The sequence below is a fragment of the Micromonospora haikouensis genome, assembly GCF_900091595.1.
Classification (GTDB): Bacteria; Actinomycetota; Actinomycetes; order Mycobacteriales; family Micromonosporaceae; genus Micromonospora; species Micromonospora haikouensis.
This window is the reverse complement of the sequence record NZ_FMCW01000025.1, coordinates 58,738-80,353: the sequence shown is the minus strand read 5'-3', so window position 1 is coordinate 80,353 and position 21,616 is coordinate 58,738. Positions and strand designations below refer to the sequence as shown.

The following is a 21,616-nucleotide window of genomic DNA, read 5'->3' as shown; positions in this document are numbered from 1 at the left end:
GCGACGGTCCCGGCGTCGAACAGGTCGGTGCGGTACTCCCAGACGGCGACGAGTTCACCACCGACGTCGGCCATCCGGACCGACAGATCGAGCTGCGACCACCGGCCACGCATCGGCAGCGTCTCGACGACGAGGTCGCCGACCGGCACCGTCGCGGCGGTGCCCAGTGCCAAGGCACGCAGCCCGTCGCCCCCGTCGCCGTCTCCGTACTCGTGGTGCAACGTGAACAGCGTCTGCGCCAGGACGGCCCGACCGGGCTCCGGGACCGCGCCTGCCTCGGCAACGATCAGGTGGTACGGGTACGGATGCGTCATCGCACCGAGCACCTCAGCGGACGTGGCCCGCAGATGCTCATGGAACGGCTGCCCCGGTCGGCACCGGGAACGGATCGGCGCCAGGTCGACGAGATAGCCGACCGTACCCGCCAGCTCCGGGTCGGCCCGGGCCGCCAGCGGGGTGGCCACCAGCAGGTCGGTCTGACCGGTGAACCGGTGCAACAGAACCTGGTACCCGGCGAGCAGGACGGCGAACAGGGTGCAGCCGTGCCGTGCCGCGACGTCGCGCAGCCGGGCCGTCAACGGTCGCGGCAGCCGGACGACGTGGCTGGCGCCGGCGAACTGCCGAACGACCGGACGACCGGTGTCGACGGGCAGGTCCAGACGGTGTGGCGCGCCGTCGAGCCGCTCGCGCCAGTACCGGCCGTGCCGGTCGTCCGGCGGCGGGCCGGGCGCCACCGGCGGCGGTGCGGCACGTTCACGGCGGCCAGCCCGGTCGGCGGCGAGGTCACGCAGCAACACCACCATGGACCAGAAGTCCGCGACCAGATGATGCGCCACGACGAGCAGCACGGTCTCGTCCGGCGCGCGCCGCACCGCGATCAGTCGTACCGACGCGACGGACAGGTCGAACGGCCGGTCGGTGAGGTCGCCCAGTAGTTCGGCCAGGCGGTGCGGGCTCAGCCCGGCGGCGTCCACGCGTTCCAGCGGCGGCGGGTCCGGATCGGTCCGGTACCACGGCTGCCCGTCCCGCGCCTCGAACCTGGTACGCAGTGCCGGATGCCGCCGGCAGAGCCGCTCGACGGCGTCGGTGAGCCACGCGTCCACGCCCCTGCCCCGGAAAACCAGGGCACGACCCAGGTGGTAGGCGGCGGCGTGTGGCGCCAGCCGCTGCTCGAACCAGAGACCCCGGCGTCGGTCGGTCAGCGGCGCCCAGTCCTCGGCGGCCGGCTCCGGCGCCGGTGGCCCCACCAATGGCCGCCGGTCGGCGGCCAGGCCGGCGACCACCCGGGCCGCGACGGCGGTCGCGCTGCGGCCGTCCAGCAGCCAGCCCACCGGGATGTCCACGGCGTAGCGCAGCCGGACGGCGTGGCACAGTTCCAGGGCCGTCACCGAGCCGATCCCGAGTTCGACCAGCGCGCGTCCGACCGGACCCGGGTCGGCCGGACCCGTGGGCGGTGCCGGGTTGGCCGGCCCGGCACCCGGCTCCGGCGCGTCCGGTCGGAGCACGACCCCGATCCGCCGGCCGGCCAGATCGACCAGGGCGGTGGCCAGCCGGCCTGCCGCCGGTGCGGGGTCGGGATCCCGCAGTTCGTCGGCCGTCGGCCAGTCCACCCCCTCGTCGGACCCGGCCAGCCGGTCGAGCAGGATCTCGCGGTAGAGCGGCAGTGTGCCCTTGAGGTAGGCGGCCCGGCAGTCGGCCCGCCGGAGCTTGCCGCTGGTGGTCTTCGGCACACCGCCACGGCGCAGCAGCACCAACGCGTACGCCTCGACACCGTGCTCGCGCAGGATCGCGGCGCGCACGGCGGCGGCGACCGGTGCCGTGCGCGCCGGCCCGGGATAGCTGTTCAGCTCGCCGCAGACCACCACCCGCTCGGTACCGTCGATCTCGACCCCGAACACGACCGTGCACCCGGACCGGACCCGTGGGTGGGCCCGTTCGACGGTCGCCTCGATGTCGTGCGGGTAGTGGTTCCGGCCCTGCAGAATGATCATGTCGGTACGGCGGCCGGTGACGTACAACCCGCCGTCACGCAGACAGCCCAGGTCACCGGTGCGCAGGTACGACCGCTGCGGCTGGTCGGGCAGGCGGGCGCCGAAGGTCGCCTCGGACTCTGCCGGATCGTTCCAGTAGCCCTGCGCGACCACCGGGCCGGCGATCCAGATCTCCCCCACCGCGCCGTCCGGGCAGGACCGCCCGGTGTCGGGGTCGACGATCCGCACCTCGGTGTCCAGGCCGGGCGAGCCGCACTCCACGAGTTCGACCGCGCGGTCCGGGGTACCGTCGCGAAGCCGACCGGCGGCGAGTTCGGCCCGGTCGGCGTACCGGATCAGCGGCTCCCGTCCCGGTGGCGGTCCGGTGACCAGCAGGGTCGCCTCGGCCATGCCGAAGCAAGGAAAGTGTGCCCCGGCCCCGAAGCCGTACGGGGCGAACTCTGCGGTGAACCGGCGCAGGGTCGACGCGCGCACCGGCTCCGCGGCGTTGAACGCCACCCGCCAGGCGCTCAGGTCCAGGCCGGCCCGCTCCTCCTCGCTCGTGCGGCGCAGACACAACTCGTACGCGAAGTTGGGTCCGCCGCTGGTGTGCGCCGCGTACCGGGACACCGCCCGCAGCCAGCGCACCGGACGTTGCAGGAAGGCCGCCGGCGGCATCAGTACCGACAGCGAGCCGAGGAACAACGGCTGCATGATCGTCGCGACCAGGCCCATGTCGTGGAAGAGCGGCTGCCACCCGACGAACGTCGAGTTCTCGTCGTGACGGCAGGCCGCCGCGATGAGCCGCTCGTTGGCCATGATGTTGCCATGGCTGATCATCGCGCCCCGCGGGGTGCGAGTGGAGCCGGAAGTGTACTGGAGGAACGCGAGACCATCCGGCCCGATACCGGGGTCGGTCCAGTCGGCGGCCGCCCCGTCGCCGATGGTGGCGACGTCGATCGCGAGCAGCCCGGCCAGCTCGGCCGCGTCGGCGGCGTCGGTGAGCACCGCCGCCGGGTCACTGGCCGCCCGGATCGCCCGTAGCCGCCCCCGGCCCGCTGCCGCCCGGGGCGAGTCGCACGGCACGGCCACCGCACCGGCGTACAGGCAGCCGAGGAACGCCTGCACGTAGGAGGGGCCGGACGGGTAGGCGATCAGCACCCGTTGGCCGGCCAGGCGGTGCCCGCCGAGGACGGCGGCGATCGCCCGCGCCCGCAGGTCCAGATCCTGGAAGGTGTACCGGTGCCGTTCGGTCGCGGTGTCGTCCAGGAACGCGAAGGCGGGCCTGGTCGGGGTGTGCTCGGCGTGCCGGCGGGCGACGTCGACGATGGTGTCGGTCATTGCTGCCACCCGTCCTCCCCGGTCATGCCGGTGACCTCCGCGAGGGCGTCACGGATGGCCTGCCGGCCGCGCTCGGCCACCCACTCGTCCACCGTGGCCGCGAGCGAGGCGATGTCGAGGGCCTGGTAGACCCGGCGTACCGGGGCGTCCACCCGGAACACCTCGACGATGCGGGCGTGGAACCGGGTCACTACCAACGAGTCGCCGCCCAGGTCGAACAGGTTGTCCGTGACGCCGATCGCGGCCGCGGACTCGAAGCCGAGCAACTCGGCGAGGATCGTCGCGAGGGTGGCCTCCGTCGGCGTACGCGGACGATCCCGGCCGATCGGGTCCGGCAACGAGCCGCTACGGCGGGTCAGTTCGGCCCGGTCGACCTTGCCGTTGCGGCTCGCCGGCAACTCGTCGACGACCACGATCCGCGCCGGCACCATGTAGCGCGGCAGCCGTTCGGCCAACCGTCGGCGCACGGCGTTCTCCTCGACCGACGTTCCCGCCCCGGCCACCACGTACCCGACGAGGTGAGGGCGGTCCCGGGTGCTGCCGAGCACCACGGCCGCGGACCGGACCCCCGGCTGCGCCGACAGGGCGGACTCGATCTCGCCCGGCTCGATCCGGTGTCCCCGGAGCTTGAGCTGGTGGTCGCCGCGCCCCTGATACGCCAACTCCCCCCCGGGCAGGACCCGGGCCACGTCGCCGGAGCGGTAGCCACGGCCGCCGTCGGCCAGCGGCCGGAACCGGTAGGCGGTCAGACCGGGCCGCCCCAGGTAGCCGCGTGTTACCCCCGAGCCACCGACGACGATCTCGCCCTTGCCTCCCTCGGGGAGCTCGTCCCCTCGAGGGTTGTGCACCCGCACCAGCAGCCCGGGCAGGGCCCGGCCGATCGGACTGCCGGGGCCCGTGCCAGACCGGGCGGCGCCCGCGTCCCCAGCGGTCAACGGTCGTACCATCGCGTGCACCGTGGTCTCGGTAATGCCGTACAGGTTGGTCAGGACGGGTCGTCGGTCGCCGAACGCGGTGAACCAGCCGTCGAGCGCTGCGACGTCGCACGCCTCGCCGGCGAGCAGGACAGCCCGCAGCGAGCCGGGCGTCCCGTCCCGCAGCACGAACGGCGCGAGCTGCGCGAAAGCGCTCGGCGTCTGGCTGAGTACGGCCACCTGCTCGGCACGCAGGTGGCGACACAGCTCGTCGGGGGCGCGCGCGACGTCCGGCGGAACGACGACCAGACGTCCGCCCTCGGTCAGCGCGGCCCACATCTCGAACACCGACACGTCGAACGCCGGTGCGTGGGTCATCGACCAGACCCGAGGGCCGCCGGGAGGCAGTGCGGCGGCCCGGACCGCGTCGATGACGGCGGCGAGGTTGGCGTGGGTCACCACCACCGTCTTGGGTTCCCCGGTGCTGCCCGAGGTGGAGATCGCGTAGAGGGCGTTCGCCGGGGTGACGCGGGGGCCGCCGGGCGGGCCGGGGTGCTCGGGATCCGGCGGCAGGTCGTCCAACAGGAGCTGGTCGACCGGCGCGCACAGCAGGCCCTGACGGCTGATGGCCAGCCGTAGTCCGGCGGCGGCGCAGACGGTCTCCTGCCGCCGCGCCGGATCGGCCGGGTCGATCGGCAGGTAGGCGCCACCGGCGCGGGCCACCGCCAGCGCGGCGACGACCAGGTCGGGTGAGCGGTCCAGGCAGATGCCCACCAGCGTCTCCGGGCCGACCCGACGGGCCCGCAGGTGACGGGCCAGCCGGGCGGAGCGCCGCTCCAGCTCGCGGTAGGTGAGATGGTTGCCGTGCCAGGTCACCGCGATAGCATCCGGCTGGCGGGCCACCGCGTCGGCCACCAGGTCCGGCAGACAGCGGGTCGCCGTCGGCGGGTGGACGTCCGCACTGCGGCCACCGCCCGGTCGCGCATCGAGGTGGACGAGGCCAGTCGCGTCCGCCGTGCCGTCCGGCGTGGTCGGGGCGACCCGGTCGGGGGCGGCGCACCCGGAGACGAGAGCGGCGTACGTGTTGCCGGCGATCCGCGCCGCCAGCTGGTCGGTGAGCCGGTGCGGGTCGTACTCGAACACGAGGTCGAGTCCGTCGTCGTGCGGGGTCGCGGTCAGCGCGAGCGCGAACTTCGGCATCACCGCCGCGTCGGGACGGGCCTCGCCGTGGACGCCGGGCAGCTCGATCGCGACCGGCGGGGTGTTCTGCAGGGTGAAGGCCACCGCGAACAGGGGGTGGTCGCCGAGAGTACGGTGCGGCTGAAGCTCCTCCACGATCCGCTCCGGCGGAACGTCCTGGTCGGCGAGGGCAGCCCGGACCGTGGCGTGGGTCCGCCGGACGAGGACCGCGAAGGTGGGCGCGCCGGCCAGGTCCAGCCGTAGCGGCACCATTGTGGCGAAGGCGCCGATGAGGGGTTCCAGCGCCACCCACGTCCGCCCGGCGACCGCCGTCCCGATCACCAGGTCGGCCTGGCCGCCCGCACCGTACAACGCCCACGCGTAGGCGCCCAACAGGACGACGAACGTGGTGGTGCCCAGCGTACGGGCGGTTTCGGCCAGCGTGGCCGCCAGGGTGGCCGGCAGCCGACACCGGATCGAACGGGCCGGGCCGGACCCGGCCGACGGCGGCGGGTCGGCGAGCAGGTCCAGCCCGAACGTGGCCCCGTCGAGCCTGCTGGTCCACCGGGACAACGCGGCCTCGTCGAGTGCGGGGCCGCCGGGTTCACGCTGCCAGGCGGCGTAGTCGGCGTACCGCAGCGGCAGCGGCGCCAGCCCGGCCGGGCGGCCCGCGTCGCCGGCCCGGTAGCCGGCGCCGAGCTCGGACAGCAGGATGCCCAGCGACCATCCGTCGCTGGCGACGTGGTGCCGGGTGATCAGCAGGATGTGCCGATCGGCATCGAGGCGGACCAGCAGGACCCGCAGCACCGGACCGGTCGACAGGTCGAACGGCCGGGCCGCCTCGGCCGCCGCGATCGCGTCCACCATGGCCGTGCCCACATCGGCCGGCAGCCCGCACAGGTCGATCAGCGGCAGCCGGGGCGGCATGGGGTCGTCCACGATCGCCACCGGGCGCCCCCGCCGGCTGCCGTACCGGGTACGCAGCACGTCGTGGCGGCGAATCACGACGTCGAGCGCACCGCGCAGTGCGGCCGGACGCAGCGGCCCGGTCAGTTCCAGCCGCAGCGGCAGATGGTAGGCGCTGTCACCGGGCCGCAGCATCCACTCGAGCCACATCCGCTCCTGCGCGTACGACAGCACCGGCGGTGGCGGGCCGGGCCGCCGCACTGGGCCGCCGGCCCCGGCCCCGGTCACGGCGCCACCCCGGCCCGCCCGACCGCAGCCTGCACCAGCGTGGCGACCGCTGCCGGCGTGAGCTGGTCGAACGCGTCGGCCACAGGCAGGTCGACACCGTACTCCTCACGCAGGACCGCCAGTAGCCGCAGCGCGAGCAGCGAGTCGCCGCCGAGGTCGAAGAAGTCGTCGCCGCCAGCTACCTGCGGCACACCGAGCAGCGCCGAGAACAGCGCGGCCACCCGCTGCGGTACCGCCGCCGTCCGGTCAACGCCGGCCGTGTCGGTCGGAGCCGGGCCGCTCCCGCCGGCGACCGCCGGCTCGGCGCGATCGAGGACCGTCCGGTGCCGGTCGGGGTGCGCCTCGTGCCGCCGCAGCAGCTCGTCGAGGTCCTGGCTGGACACCACGACCCGGGGAGCCACACCATGGGCCAGAATCCGCTCCAGCACCTCGGCTCCCTCGGCCGAACTGATGGCGCCGAGCAGGTCGCCGTCGTGAGCGAGGCCGGCCGGCCGGAACGAGGCCGGTGTGTCATGGGCGAGCCGGTCCCGGGCCGCCGCCCACATGCCGTCCTCGCTCCAGTCCGTCCAGGTGATCGACACTGTGATGCCGGTTCGCCGGGCCGACCGGTACGCCGCGAACGCGTCCAGGAACTCGTTGCCGGCCACGTAGCCGACCTCACCGAACTTGAGCTTCGGAAGGATGTTTCCGATCGAGGAGCACAGGACGAGGAACTCGAGCGGGCGGTCGCCGAGGACGGTTTCGAGGACCAGCAGCCCCCGGGTCTTCGCCGCCATCGCGGCGTCGGTCGCGGCGCGGTCGCGGCGCAGGATCATTCCGGCCCGGTCGGGTACTCCGGCGGCGTGCACCACGCCGGTCAACGGCCCGAACCGCCGTTCGGTCGCCGCGACGGCCCCGCGCATCGCGGCGAGATCGGTGATGTCCGCGTGCTGGACGGCGACGGTGATGCCCTGGTCGCGTAGGCCGAGCACCCGGCGGACGGCATCGCCCACCGGGTCGCCGACCGGCGCCTGGCGGTACCCCTCCCACTCCGACTCGGCCGGCAGCCGTCGCCGGGTGGTCAGCACGACCCGACCGCCGGCCCGGCCGAGCCACCCGGCGACGGCGAGCCCGATCCCGCCGAGGCCACCGCAGACCAGGTACACCCCGCCGGGCCGGGGTCGGGCGGCGGCGGGCGGGGCGGCCGGGGCGAGTGGGCGGGGCAGATGATACGGGGCGAACCGGCGTCGGCCGCGGTAGGCGACCACGGCGGGCCCACCGGTGCCGAGCAGTTCGGACACCACCTGGTCGGCGGCCGGGCCGGGCCGACGCTCCCCGGCCGGCGGGAGGTCGACGGCGACGCACGACACGGACGGAAACTCGCGCGGCACGACCTTGACCGCGGCCAGGACGGTGGCACTCTCCGGATGGGTCAGATCGTCACCGAGCACATCCTGGGCGCCGGTGGTCACCGTCACCAGCCGCAGCGCCGGCCGCCCGGCGAGAGCCCGGACCGTGTTCAGCAGGCTGTGCAGCCCGTGTGCCTGGCTGCGGTCGAAGGTGTCCAGGCCGGCCCCGCCGCCCCGGGCCTCCGCCTCCTCCAGCGCCCACAGGTGCACGACCAGGCCGACCCGCCGGCCGGCGGTGGCCAGCTCGTCGGCGAGGATCCGGTACGGCCGTGGCTCGGCGGGGTCTATCGTGCGGTGTTCCGCCGACCCCGCCGCCGGGCCGGCGCCGGCCACCAGGACCACGGATATACCGTGGGCGGCCAACCGCCGGGTGATCTCGTCGGTCAGCGGACCACCGTTGCTGAGTAGCAGGCAGGTCTGTCCGCCCGGCGGGGCCTGGGTGGCGGGCGGCGGAACGTGCCGCCAGCCGGGCTGGTAGGTCCAGGTGGCTGGGTCGGGACGTTTGACCGGCCAGTGGGCCGTGGTGTCCGCCGCGGCGGCGGATTGCACGATCGATCCGTGCCCGGCCGGGACGCCGGGCTCCTGAGCGAGCACGAACGCGGCGTCCCGGGGACCGGTCGGCGTGGTCAGCACGTCCGTGGCGGCGAAGTCCATCCCGCCGAGCAGGCCGGCCCAGTCCCGGGCACCGAGCAGGGGCCCGCCCCGCCTGCCGTCGGCCGCGGACCACCACGCCTCCGACAGTCCCCAGATCATGGGCAGCCAGCGGTCGGTGGCCACCGTCTCGACGAGCAGCAGAAGTCCGCCGGGAGCGAGCAGCGAACGCAGGTGGGTCAGGCTCGACCGGATGTCCGGGGTGACGTGCACCACGTCAAGACCACACACGACGTCGTACCGGCGGCCGGCCATCCCCTGCGCAGCCGGATCCCTGGTGATGTCCAGGACCCCGGCGCGGACCCAGTCGAGCCGCCGACGGCGGGCCTCGGCGGCCAGCCGGGAGACGAACGCGCGGGATATGTCGGTGGCGTGGTAGACGACCCGGTCGGCGCCCAGGGCGGCGGCCAAGTCCCGGGTCAGCGCGCCGGTGCCCGCGCCGACCTCCAGGACCCGCAGCGGTCGATCCGCCCCGTCGGTCAGCCGCTGCAGCAACTGCCCGCCGAGGCGGGTGAGCCGGCCGACGGCACGGTGTTCCACGGTCTGCGCGGTCAGGGTACGGGTGAGCAGGTCGGCGCGGCCGTCGGGATAGAGCGTACGGAGTCCCTCCCCGGATTCGGACAACGCCCGGGGATAGGCCTCGGCGCAGTGAACCAGCAGCTCGACCAGACCGGCGAAGCCCGGATACGTGTGCGCGAGCCGGGCTGCGGTCGCGTCGATCCCGGCCCGGTCGACGGCGGCAAGATCCAGTGGTGTCCGGAAGGTCACCGTGCCGGCGTCATCGTCCACCAGGCCGTCTTGGGCCAGCGCGGCCAGTTGGACCTCGACGAAGGGTCGATACGACGCCCGGACGCCGAGCCGGTCGACGAGGTCGGCGAGACCGTACGCCCGGCCGGCCCGGACGTCGACACCGGCCCGGACGAAGTACCACAGAATCAACTCGGCGCACAGGCGGTCCAATCCGGCCCGCAGCCCCGGGTGATCGTCCACCCCGCGCACGTCGCCCGGCTCGGCGGCCAGCGTGGCCTGCAGCCACCGGCCCACCTCCCGCAACGCGGGCACCGGCGCCGGGGCCGGTGGCGGGTCGATCCAGTGCCGGCGGCGGTGCAGCCGATGCCCGGGCAACGCGACCCGGCGCGGCCGCTGCGGGCGGTGGACCTCCGCCCAGTCGACAGTGCAGCCCGCCGTCCACAGCTCCGCCAGCAGCGGGGACAGGGTCGGCCGGGAACCGGCGGGCAGGGCGGGGACGATCCGGTGCCGTGCCCCGAACGCGGGGTGCCGGCGGATCGAATCGCCCTCACCCGGGCCGATGCCGGCGTATACCACCGCCACCGCGCCGGCGGTGAGGTGCCGCCCGATCTCCTCTTCGACGTACGCGGTCGCGGCCGGCGGACCGTCGGCGGTGACCCGCCGAACCGCATCCGCCAGCGACAGCCGGCCGGAGAGGGTGGCTGTCACCAGTGCCCCGGGTTCGCCGCCGAGCACCGCGTCGACGGGTACGCCCCAGTCGGCGAGGGTGCGGCCGAGGGCGTACCCGACGGCGAAGCCCGCTGCCGCCCGGTGCGCGGGCACCGGGGTCCCCGCCTCGGACAGCAGCCGCGCGCACTCCGTCAGGTGCAGCTCGAACCGGGGTTCGGTCTCCCGCAGTGCGGTCACCGGCCAGGTTTCGTCGTCGAGGGCGATCACTACGGCCGGCCGGCCGGGCACGGGGTCGTCCGGCGGGTCGATCCGCTCGAGTTGCCCGGCCACGCCGGCGGGATCCGCGCCGACGACGGCGCACCGGTACGGCAGTGCGCGGCGCAGGGCGAGGGTCGCGGCCACGTCGGCGAGGTCCACCGCCGGCCCGGCACGCAGGTGACCGGCGACGTCCCCGGCGGTGCGGCGCAGCGCTTCCGGGCTGGCGGCGGAGAGCACCACGGCCTGTTCGACACGGAGCGTGCGGGACCGCGGCTGCGGCGACGCGGGCTGTTCGAGCACCACGTGAGCGTTGGTACCGCCGATCCCGAAGGAGCTGACGCCGGCCCGGCGTGGCCCGGCTCCGGCCGGCCAGGCGACGGTCCGGTCGCAGACCCGAAACGGTGACGCCGCCCAGTCGATCGCGGGGTTGGGGCGATGCAGGTGCAGGCTCGCCGGGATCACCGCGTCCCGGACCACCAGCGCTGCCTTGACCAGGCCGACGATGCCGGCGGCGGCGTCGAGATGGCCGATGTTGGACTTAACCGAGCCGAGGTGGCAGAAGCCACGGCGGTCGGTCCCGGCCCTAAACGCCTCGGTCAGCGCGCCGACCTCGATCGGGTCGCCGAGGCGGGTGCCCGTGCCGTGTGCCTCGACGTATCCGATTGACGCCGGCGGGATCCCGGCGACCGCCTGTGCCTCGACGATGACCTCGGTCTGCCCGGACATCGCCGGCGCCGTGTACCCGACCTTCCCGCCACCGTCGTTGTTCACCGCCGAGCCGAGCACCAACGCGTGGATGTGATCGCCGTCGCGCAGCGCGTCGCTGCGCCGTTTGAGCAGGACGACCGCGCCGCCGTTGCCGCCGACCGTGCCCGCGGCGGACTCGTCGAACGCGGCGCAGCGGCCGTCCGGAGAGTAGACGCCGTCGTCGGACCAGACATGGCCCTGGCCCTGTGGTGTCTGGACGGCGGCTCCGCCGGCCAGGGCCAGGTCGCACTCGTGGCTCTGCAGGCTGCGTACGGCAAGGTGGACCGCGACCAGCGAGGACGAGCAGGCCGACCCGACCGCGAGGCTCGGCCCGGTCAGACCGAGCTTGTACGAGACGGTGGTGGCCGCGAAGTCCTTGTCATTGTGCATCAGCAGGTGCAGGCCGTCGCGGCGTTGCCGCTCCCGCCGGGCGCGGGCGTCCCCGGCGAGCAGGTTGCGCACCAGGTAGGTGCTCAGCCCGGTGGACAGGAAGACCCCGGTCGGCACCCCGGTCGTGGCGGGATCGATGCCGACCGCGTCGAACACCTGCCAGGCGAGTTCCAGGCACAGCCGGTGCTGCGGGTCCATGATGCTCGCCTCGTGCGGCGGGTAACCGAAGAACGCCGCGTCGAACATCGCCGGATCGTCGAGGAGACCTTCCGCGCCGACGAACCCCGGGTGCAGCACATGCTCCGGGTCGTGACCGTCGACCAGCAGGTCGCGTCCCTGGAAACGGCTGATCGACTCGACCTCGCCGCGCAGGTTGTCCCAGAACCGCTCGACGCCGTCGGCACCGGGGACTCGGGCCGCCATGGAGACGATGGCGACCGGTTCGGCCGGGTCGAGGTTCGGCTCGGTCATGCCGGTCTCCCGCCTTCTGCGCGGGAGCGGACGCCGGTCGCCGCACGTCGCCGGGCGGCACGCCCGGCCGCGCGGGCGGTGGCAGCCGCCGCGGCACCCGCCACGCCGGGTCGGTCGGCCAGGTATCCGGCGAGTGCGGCGACGCTCGGGTACCGGAACAGCTCCCGTACGGTCAGATCCGGTGCCACCTCCTGGACCAGTCGCCGGTGCAGGCGCAACAATGCGAGCGAGTCGCCGCCGGCCTCGAAGAACCCGTCGTGGAGGCCGATCTCGGGCGCGTCGAGGGTCGCCCGCCAGGCTCGGGCCAGGGTGTGTTCCAACTCGGTACGCGGCGCGGCGGACGGCGTGGCGCGGCGGGCCAGCCGCTCGGCCAGTACGGTCAACGCGGCCCGGTCGGCCTTGCCGGTGCGCAGCAGCGGGATCCGGGGCAGGAACTCCAGCACGGCAGGAACCAGGTACGCGGGCAGTTCGACACGCAGGGCGGCGAGCACCCGGGTCCGGATCGCCGGCTCGTCGACCGCTGCGGTGATGACGGCGAACCCGACGAGCCGGTTGCCATGGCTCACGACCACCGCGTCCATGATCCCGGGCTGCCGGCGCAGCACCGCGCTCACCTCGTCCGGTTCGATCCGGCGCCCGAGCAGCTTGATCTGCTGGTCGCGCCGGCCAACCAGATGCACGGTCCCGTCCGATGCGCGGTGTCCGTAGTCGCCGGTGCGATAGAGGCGTGCGCCGACGGAGTCCGGCGCGGGCACGAAGCTCGCGGCGGTGAGTCCAGGGCGGGCGGCGTACCCGCGGGCGACACAGGCACCGCCGAGAACCAGCTCACCGAGGGCCGCAGCAGGCACCGGCCGCATCCGGTCGTCGACGATCCGGCACTGGATGTTCGCGATCGGCCGGCCCAGTGCGACCGGGATCCGGGCGTCCCGGTCGCACTCCCAGGCGAGCACCTCGACCGATGCCTCGGTCGGGCCGTAGAGATTGTGCAACCGGGCGTCGAGCAGGGTTCCCGCCCGCCGGGCCAGTTCGTCCGCGAGGGCCTCGCCGCTGCACACCACGGTCCGCAGCGACGTGAGCCGATCCCCGGTCGCGGCGACCTCGGCGAGGAACGGGGCGAGCATCGAGGGTACGAAGTGGGTGTAAGCGACCTGTTCCAGCCGGATCAGATCGACCAGGTAGGCCGGGTCACGTTCCCCGCCGGGTTCGGCGACGACCAGGCAGGCGCCGCAGGCCAGTGGCCAGAACAGCTCCGCGACGGAGACGTCGAACACGAGCGAGGTCTTGAACAGGACCCGTTCGGCTGGCCGCAGCGGCATGCTTTCCCGGGCCCAGGAGACCCGGTTGACGATGCCACGGTGCGGCACCACGACCGCCTTGGGCCGGCCGCCGCTGCCGGAGGTGAAGAGGACATACGCCGCCTGCTCCGGGTTGGTGCGCCCGCCCGTGCCGTGCCTGCGGGTGGGCGGATCCCCGCCGGCCCCGTCCGTAACGGCCGGGGCGCTGGCGGCGGGCCGCAGCGCGTCCTGCACCGGCACCGGCGTCATCCCCAGGGCGGCGACCCGGTCGGTCAGCCGACGATCGGTGACCACGATGGCGGCGCCGGCCTCGGCCAGCAGGACGCGTAGCCGTCCGTCCGGGTCGGCCGGGTCGAGCGGCAGCACGGCACCGCCGACGCGCAGGATCGCGAGGTAGCTGACCGGGATGCCGATCCCCCGTGGTTGCAGGACCGCGACGGTCTGTTCCGCCGTCACCCCCTGCTGCCGCAGCGTCCGGGCGAGGGCGCCGGCGGACCGCCACATGGTGGCGTAGCTGACGTGGTGCCGGTCACCGTGGCCCGTGGGGGTGACGACGGCGACCGCGTCACGGCGACCGGGCACCACCGTCGAGACCAGGGTGTGCAGACCGGCCGCGGGGTCCCGGGGCGTCCGGGGACCGGACGAGTCACGCAGCGCCGCCCGGCGGGCTGCGTCGTCGAGCAGCTCCACGGTGGCGACCGGACTGCCCGGGTCGTGTCCGAAGGCGCGGACGAGGACCGCGAGGTGACGGGCGAAGGCGGCCAGTTCGTCCTCGGTGGCGTGCCGCGGGTCGGCCTCCAGGTCGAGTTCCCAGCCGCGGTCGTCAGCGGTGACGGCGACCGTCAGCGGATACTTGGCCGCGGCGGCGGGCACCGGCCGGAGGGTGCACTCCAGGCCAGGCAACCGGGGTGGCGGGGTGGCGATCTGGTAGGTGAGCAGCACCGGAACGGGTGGTCCGCCGGGTTCCGGCCCTGCGCGGCGGGCCGCGCCCGCCGATTGGCTCAGTGGCACGGCCCGCCGTTCCAGCGCATCGAGCACCACGTTCCGGGCCTGGCGGAGCAGCGCCCGCATCGACTGTCCCGGGTCGACCCGCAGCGGCAGCGGCACCACGTTCACCAGCAGGCCGACCACATGCGTGTGCTCGGCCCCGTCGCGCAGCGAGACCGGTGCGCCGACCACGGTCGCGGCCCGTCCGGTGTACCGGCTCAGCAGCGCGCCCACCACAGCGAGCAGTCCCATGAACGGGGTGGCGTACTCGGCCGCGCACAGCTCGCCCAGCCGGATCAGGTCCGCCCCGTCCAGCCGGGTGGTGTACCGCGACGGCCGCGTGCCGACCCGCCCGCCGCCGACGAAGATGCGCCCGTCGCCGTCGGGGCCTGAGGTGGCATCGAGCGGTGCCGACGCGGTGACCGGCCAGCCGCCTACCACCCTGGAGGCGTCGCCACCGTCCGGTCGCGCAGGGGTGGGCCGTCCGTTCAGACCGGCCGTGTAGCACCCGTCGAGTTCGGCGCAGATGACGGCCAGTGAGTCCCGGTCGAAGACCAGATGGTGCAGATCGAGGACGAGCAGATGCCGGGTCGGGCCGAAGCGCAGCAGCACCCAACGGGCCGGCCCCTCGTCGCGGAGCCGGAAAGGTCGTCGGCCGAGTTCGCCGATCAGGTGCCGTGCCACGTCGTCCTGGCGCGGACCGGGCACCCGACTGAGGTCCACCAACCGCAGCGGGGGCGGTTCGTCACGGACCACCTGCCACGGGCCTTCTGGTCCGTCGACGAAGACGGTCCGCAGGGTGTCGTGCCACCGGCCGAGCCGCCTGACGGCGTGCCGCAGCGCGGCCGGTCGCAGCGGACCGACCAGGTCGATCGCGGTGCAGCAGTGGTACGCGGTGTCCTGCGGGTCGAGATGATGCAGGAACCACAGCCCGCGCTGGCCCGGAGTCAGGGGATGCCGGCGGCCGTCGCGGGGGCGGCTCATCCGCTACCGCCCCGGGAGTCGTCGGGGGCCGGCACGCCGGCGGCACCGACCCGGGCGGCGAGCTGCCCGACGGTGGGAGCGTCGAACAGTGTCCGGACCGACAGCGTGGTCCCGAACATGCCGTTCGTGGCGGCCATCACCTGCATGGCCCGCAGCGACTCGCCGCCGATGTCGAAGAACCGCTCGTGCACGCCGACCCGGTCCCGCTTCAGCACGCTGCACCAGATGGCGGCGATGGCCCGCTCGACCTCGTTGCGCGGCGGCACGTACTCGGTGGTGCCGGCCAGGCGCTCGTGCCCGACCGCGGGCAGGGCCGACCGGTCGATCTTGCCGGTGGCGGTCAGCGGCAGCGCGTCCATCACCACGACCACCGCCGGCACCATGTACCTGGGCAGGCGTTCGCGTACGTGGTCGCGGACCGCCTCGGCGGACACCGAGTGCCCGGCGGTGGGTGCCAGGTACGCCACCAGGCGCCGGTCACCGGTGGCATCGCCCTCGGCGACCACGATCGCGCGCCGCACCGAGGGATGGGCGTCCAGTAGCGCCTCGACGGCGCCCAGTTCGACCCGGAAGCCCTGGACCTTCACCTGGTGGTCGTTGCGGCCGTGGAACTCCAGGTCCCCGGAGGGGAGTATCCGGCCCAGGTCCCCGGTGGCGTACCACCTGCCGCCGGCGGTGGCGGCGAACGGGTCCGGCAGGAACCGTGCCGCCGTCTCGGCGGGGCGGCGGTGGTAGCCGCGGGCCACCCCGGCACCGCCGATGCGGAGTTCGCCGACGACCCCGGCCGGCACGAGGTGGCCGTGCTGGTTGACCGGCAGCACGTGGGTGCCCTCGACCGGCCGGCCGATCGGCACCTGGACCTCGCCGGCCGCCGCTGCGGGCGCACCGGGGGGCGCGGACCAGACGGTCGCCCACACCGTCGCCTCGGTGGGGCCGTACTCGTTGTGCAGCGTGGCGGCGGGCAGTGCGCGCGCGACGCCCCCCGCGAGGTCGGCGGGGCACGACTCGCCGGCGGAGACGACCGTCCGCAGGGAACGCAGGTCGCCACTGTGGGCACCCTGGTCGATCAGGAGCGCGAGCAGGGACGGCACGCCCAGGGTGTGGCTGGGCCGCCGGCTGGCGACGAGGTCGGCGAGCGCCGCCGGTTCACGCTGGGCGCCCTCTACCGGCAGCAGCAGGGTGCCGCCCTGGCTGAGGGTCCAGAAGATCCCGGCCACCGAACTGTCGAACGCGTACGAGGACAGCAGCAGGTACCGTTCGACCGGCTCAGGATAGGCGGTGTGCCGGGCCAGGGTGGACCGCACCGCGTTGCGGTGTTCGACCACGACGCCCTTGGGCCGCCCGGTCGAGCCGGAGGTGTAGATGAGGTATGCGGCGTTGCCGGGCGTCACCGTGGTGGCCGGCGCGGTCGCCGGCCGGCCGGCGGCGGCCGAGACCGTCGCGTCGACCGGGACGGTCCGCGCCCCGGCCGGTAGCCGGACGTCCAGCCCGCACTGGGCGAGCACGAGGTCGCAGCCGGCGTCGGCGAGCACGCTGGCGAGGTGCTCGTCCGGTTGCGCCGGATCCAGCGGCAGGTAGGCGCCGCCCGCCTTCAGCACGGCCAGCAGGGTCACGATCATGCCGGCGGACCGCTCCACCAGCACGCCGACGATCCGCTCCGGACCGACCCCGTTGGCCCGCAGCAGGTGGGCGAGCTGGTTCGCCCGCCGGTCGAGCTCCCGGTAGCTGACCAGCGTGCCCTCGTGGTGCACGGCGACCGCGTCCGGGGTACGGACGGCCCACTGCTCGACGAGGTGGTGCAGGCAGCGGGTATCCGCGCCGGCGGCCGGCCCCCAGCCGACCATCCGCTGGTGGGCCACGTCGGCCGGAGGTGCCCAGGTACGGGTGTGGTAGGGGGCGTCCGGGTCGGCTCCGATCGCCGCGAGCGCCTGGGCGTAGCACTCGCGTATCCCGGCCATCAGCTCGGCGGAGAACTGGAGGCTGTCGTACTCGAGCCGGACCTCCAGGTCGCCGGTCTGGCGGTTGAGCCGGAAGATGGCACAGAACGGGAAGGTGGACTCGCCGTAGAGGTCGGTGGCAACATGGCCGACGCCGCGCTCGGTCCACCGGTCCAGTACCCCGAACACGTGGTAGTTGGTGAAGAAGAACAGCGTCTCGGCCAGCGGCTCGTTGCCCTGGTGCCGCTTGAGTTCGGCCATCGGCAGCCGGCGGTAGGGCATGGACGCCCGCTCCGACTCCAGCCCGGCGAGCATCAGCTCGCGCCAGGTGCCGCCTGCGGTGCGTACCCGCAGCGCGAGGCTGTTGACGAACAGACCGATCGCCGAGCTGCCGTCCGCGCTTTCCGGGCGACCGTTGCCGACGGTGTAGGTGAGCGTGTCGGCGTGGCCGCCGTAGCTGGACATCACCACGAGGTGCGCGGCCATCAGCACGTTCTTCAGCGGCAGCGCGCTGTCCCGGGCCACCTGCTTGAGCCGGTCGGACAGCTCGACCGGCACCGGCACCTCGACGCGTACGATCTCCCGGGCGCCCTTGTCTGCGCGGACACCACCGGCCGGACGGGGCAGCCGCATGACGGTCGCACCGGCGAGGTACCGCTCCCAGAACTCGTAGTTGCGCCGGTCCCGCAACGCCTCCAATTCCAGTGCGACGGCGTCGCGCATGCTGGAGGTCGGGGGACGGAGCGCGACCGGTTCGTCGAAGACGACCGCGAAGTACTGGCTGAACAGCTCGGCGATCATGAGCGCCTCGCTCCACCCGTCGACGATCTCGTGGTGGAAGCCGTAGGTGAACTGCCACTCGTCGTCGCCGAGCCGGTGCACCCGGAACCGGATCAGCGGGTACTCGTGCAGCTCGAACCCGCGTGCCTTCTCCGCCGCGATCCACGCGTCGACCCGCTCGGCGCGCTGCGGTGGCGGCAGCGCCCGGAGGTCCTCCATGGACAGCGGGGACGCGAAGTCGGTGTGTACCAGTTGCAGGGGCCGGCTGAACCCGCTCATGTCGAACGACGTGCGCAGCATCGGATGCCGCGCGACGAGTTGGTCGATCGCCGCACGCATGGCGTCGTGGTCGTACGGTGCCTGCAACCGGATGGAGGCGATGGCGTGGTAAACGGCCGACTTCTCGGCGAAGTCCCGGTGGAAGATCATTCCCTCCTGCAGGAGGTTCAGCGGGAACGCATCCTCCACACCGGCGGGAATCCGCGCCCGGTCGTCCTCGGACAGCAGCGAGAACGGCCCACTCGTCGGTGCCGGCGCAGGCTCGACGCGGGTCCGCAGCTGCTCGGCGCAGTGCCGTACCGTCGGATACGCGTGCAGGTCGGCGACGGTCACCTCGACGCCTCGGGCCTGCGCCCGGCTGACCACCATGATGCTGCGGATCGAGTCTCCGCCCAGCGCGAAGTAGTTGTCGTCGATGCCGACCGCGTCGAGCCCGAGGACGGTGGCCACCGAATTGGCCAGGATCTCCTCGACGTCGGTACGCGGGGCGACCAGGTCGACGTCGGGGCGTACCCGGACGTCCGGCTTCGGCAGCCGGGCCCGGTCCAGCTTCCCGTTGACCGTCAGCGGCAGGCTGGGCAGGACCAGGACCGCGCGCGGGACGAGTTGCTCGGGCAGTCGCTCCCGGCAGTGCCGCAGCAGCGCCGTGCGGTCCACCGCCGGGCCCGGCCCGCCGCCGACCACGTACGCGGCGAGGAACGGGTGGCCGCCCAGCGGCGAGGACCCGCCGGGGTCCTCGTCGCGCCGCAGCACGACCACCGCCGCGGTCACGTCCGGGTGGTCGAGCAGGACCGCCTCGATCTCACCGGGCTCGATTCGCACGCCGTTGACCTTCACCTGGCTGTCGGCCCGGCCCAGGTACTCCAGGACGCCGCCGGGCCCCCAGCGGCCGAGGTCGCCGGTTCGGTACCAGCGGCCCGGGTCGGGATCGGCGGGATCGGTGAGGAACCGCCGCCGGGTCAGCTCCGGCTGGTTGAGGTAGCCGGCGGCGACACCGGATCCACCGATATAGAGTTCGCCGACCGCGCCGTCGGGCACCATGTCGGGCAGGGTGCCGTCGCCTTCCGCCGTGGCACGGGCCCGCAACGAGACGACGGTACCGGCGATCGGACGTCCGATCGGCACCGGCCCGAAACCCGGGTCCGCCACGCCGACGTGGTGGGCCGTGCTACCCACCACGGTCTCGGTCGGGCCGTACTCGTTGACCACCCGCGTTCCGGCGTCGCGGAACGGGGCGATCGATCGGGCGTCCAACGCCTCACCGCCGACGACCAGGGTGCGCACCGCGCCGGCCAGGTCGCCGGCCGGCAGCATGGGGGCGAGCAAATCCAGGTGGGTGGGGGTGAGCTTGACCAGAGTCAGGTCGGTTCCCGCCCGCAGGGCCGCCGCCACGGCGGTGACCCCGCCGTCGGCGAGGAGTACGACGCGCTGCCCGACCAGGAGCGGGGCGAGCAGGGTGGTGAGGGTGAAGTCGAAGCCGATGGACGAGTGGGTGAGCACGCCCGTGCCGTCCCGCATCCCGTACGCGCCGACGCACCATCCGAGGTAGTTGGCCAGTCCGCCGTGGGTCACCAGTACCCCGCTGGGGTGCCCGGTCGTGCCCGACGTGTAGAGGACGTAGGCGAGGTCGTCGGGTCCGGTCGGTGGTAAGGGCGGCCGGGGAAGGGCGGCCGCCACCGCAGGCTCGTCCTGCGTGGGCACGATCCGGTGCCGGGCGCCGGCGAGCAGCGGCTCCGCGCGGTGCGCAGCGGTTCCGATGAGGACCCGGGCGCCGGTGTCGGCGAGCAGCCGGGCCAGCCGGCGGGGCGGATGCACCGGGTCGACCGGCACGAACGCCGCCTTCGCCTTGAGCACGCCCAGGACCGCCACCGGTAGTTCGACCCGCCGGTCGAGGCTGACCAGGACCGGCTCCCCCGGGACGACCCCGAGCTGGTGCAGGTAGTCGGCGAGTCGCTCGGCCCGCCGGTCGAGGTCGCGGTAGGTCAGCTCGTCCGGCCCGGCGACGACGGCGACGGCGTCCGGCGTCCGGGCCGCCTGTTCGGCGATCGTGTCCTGGACCGGTCGGGTCCACCCGCCGGGCTCGGTCGCCCGGCCACGTGCCAGTAGCCGGGCACGGTGCGCGTCGGTGAGGAGACGGAGCCGGCCCACCGGGGTCCGGGGGCGCTCCGCCAGGTCATGCAGCGCGTGGGCGAGGCACTCGCCGAAGCCGGCCGCGGCCGCCGCGGTGAGCGTCCCGTCCTGGTATCCGAGCCGGAGCGTCATCCCGCCGTCGCCGTCGAGGCAGGCCAGCCGCAGCCCGGACGGGCCGGTCGGGTACGCGTCGACGAGGTCGGTCTCGGCCAGGACGTGGAGGACCACGTCGCCGGCGGTGATCGGGGTGGGCGCCTCGGCGTACTCGAAGCCGCACCGCGGGGTCGTGCCACGGGGTGCGGCCCGGCGGGGATCGAGGTGATCGATGAGGGCGCGGCGCTCGGCGAGGTCGTTGGCGAACGTGGCGAGCAGGTCGGCCGCGGGCAGGTCGGGATCGACCTGCACCGGCACCGGGACGGTCCGGGCGAAGGGGCCCACGGCGCGGGCGAGGGCGGGGTATCCACGGGCCGGGTCGACGACGTCGAGGCCCACGGTGGTGGCACCGGTGAACCGGGCGGCGACGGCGGCGAACACGCCGGCCACCAGGTCCGGCACGCGGAGGCCGAGTTCCGCGCCGAGGGCGGCCAGCCGGGCGGTGAACTCGGGCGCCCAGCGCCAGTCCACCGTCCGGGCGGCGCCACCGGCCACAGGCGGCGCGGGGTCAGGCCCGGATGCCGCCAGTTGCTCGTCCCAGACGCGCCGTTCGGCGGCGCCGTCGGTGGACTCGAGCAGGTCGTGGTGCCAGGCCGCGAAGTCGGCGTACTGGAGCACCTCGTCCGGGTCGCCGTGCAGTGGGCGCCCGTGATCGTGCTCCGGCTGCGCGTACCGTAGCGCGAGTTCGGCCACCAGCAACCGTAGCGAGGTGCGGTCGACGACGGCGGGATGCCCGACCACCAGGATCTCGACCGCCCGGTCCGGCGCCGGCACGAGGTGGATCCGCAGTGCCGGCCCGATGGCGAGGTCCAGCCGCTGGCCGCGCACCGTCGCCACGTCCGCGCCGATGTCAACCGGCGGGGTGTCCGGGCCGGTCGCGTCGACCGCGACCGCTTCCGGTGCCGGCTCGGGGTGCACAGTCTGGGTCGCGGTGCCGTTTCCCAGATCGCCCATCGTGGTGCGGGGAGCCTCGTGCCGCTGGATCGTGGCGCGCGCTGCGGCGGCGAGCCGGGCGACGTCGACCGGCCCGTGCGCGCGCACCCGGATCCGGACGGGGGTTACGGCGGCGCCGGCGCGGTCCAGGCGCCACAGCAGGTCCTGGGCCGGAGAGGCGAGGAACCTCGAATCGTCGGTGACGGCCGGGAGCAC

General features: G+C 74.3%; 5 protein-coding genes (1 of these 5 cut by a window edge). All 5 read right to left on the bottom strand.

Going from position 1 to position 21,616, the window contains the following annotated elements:
- Tightly spaced (each overlapping or abutting the next), the 5 genes in view from GA0070558_RS23850 to GA0070558_RS23830 form a layout consistent with a single transcriptional unit that may run on beyond the window.
- Positions 1-3,311, bottom strand: partial view of a non-ribosomal peptide synthetase gene (locus GA0070558_RS23850; RefSeq protein WP_091283757.1) — the beginning only. It extends 3,397 nt beyond the left edge of the window; 3,311 of the gene's 6,708 nt are visible here — the first part of the coding sequence; it begins with the start codon at positions 3,309-3,311; its stop codon lies off the left edge, out of view.
- On the bottom strand, positions 3,308-6,598 hold the full coding sequence (locus GA0070558_RS23845; protein WP_091283755.1) for a non-ribosomal peptide synthetase: 3,291 nt from the start codon (positions 6,596-6,598) through the stop codon (positions 3,308-3,310). Before GA0070558_RS23845 ends, GA0070558_RS23850 begins: the two co-directional genes overlap by 4 nt.
- Positions 6,595-11,922 carry a type I polyketide synthase gene (locus GA0070558_RS23840; RefSeq protein ID WP_091283754.1) on the bottom strand — a complete coding sequence of 1,776 codons (5,328 nt, stop codon included), beginning with the start codon at positions 11,920-11,922 and terminating at the stop codon, positions 6,595-6,597. Before GA0070558_RS23840 ends, GA0070558_RS23845 begins: the two co-directional genes overlap by 4 nt.
- On the bottom strand, positions 11,919-15,188 hold the full coding sequence (locus tag GA0070558_RS23835) for a non-ribosomal peptide synthetase (protein WP_091283752.1): 3,270 nt from the start codon (positions 15,186-15,188) through the stop codon (positions 11,919-11,921). Before GA0070558_RS23835 ends, GA0070558_RS23840 begins: the two co-directional genes overlap by 4 nt.
- Positions 15,185-21,616: a non-ribosomal peptide synthetase gene (locus GA0070558_RS23830; protein WP_091283750.1), complete on the bottom strand. Its 6,432-nt coding sequence runs from the start codon at positions 21,614-21,616 to the stop codon at positions 15,185-15,187. Before GA0070558_RS23830 ends, GA0070558_RS23835 begins: the two co-directional genes overlap by 4 nt.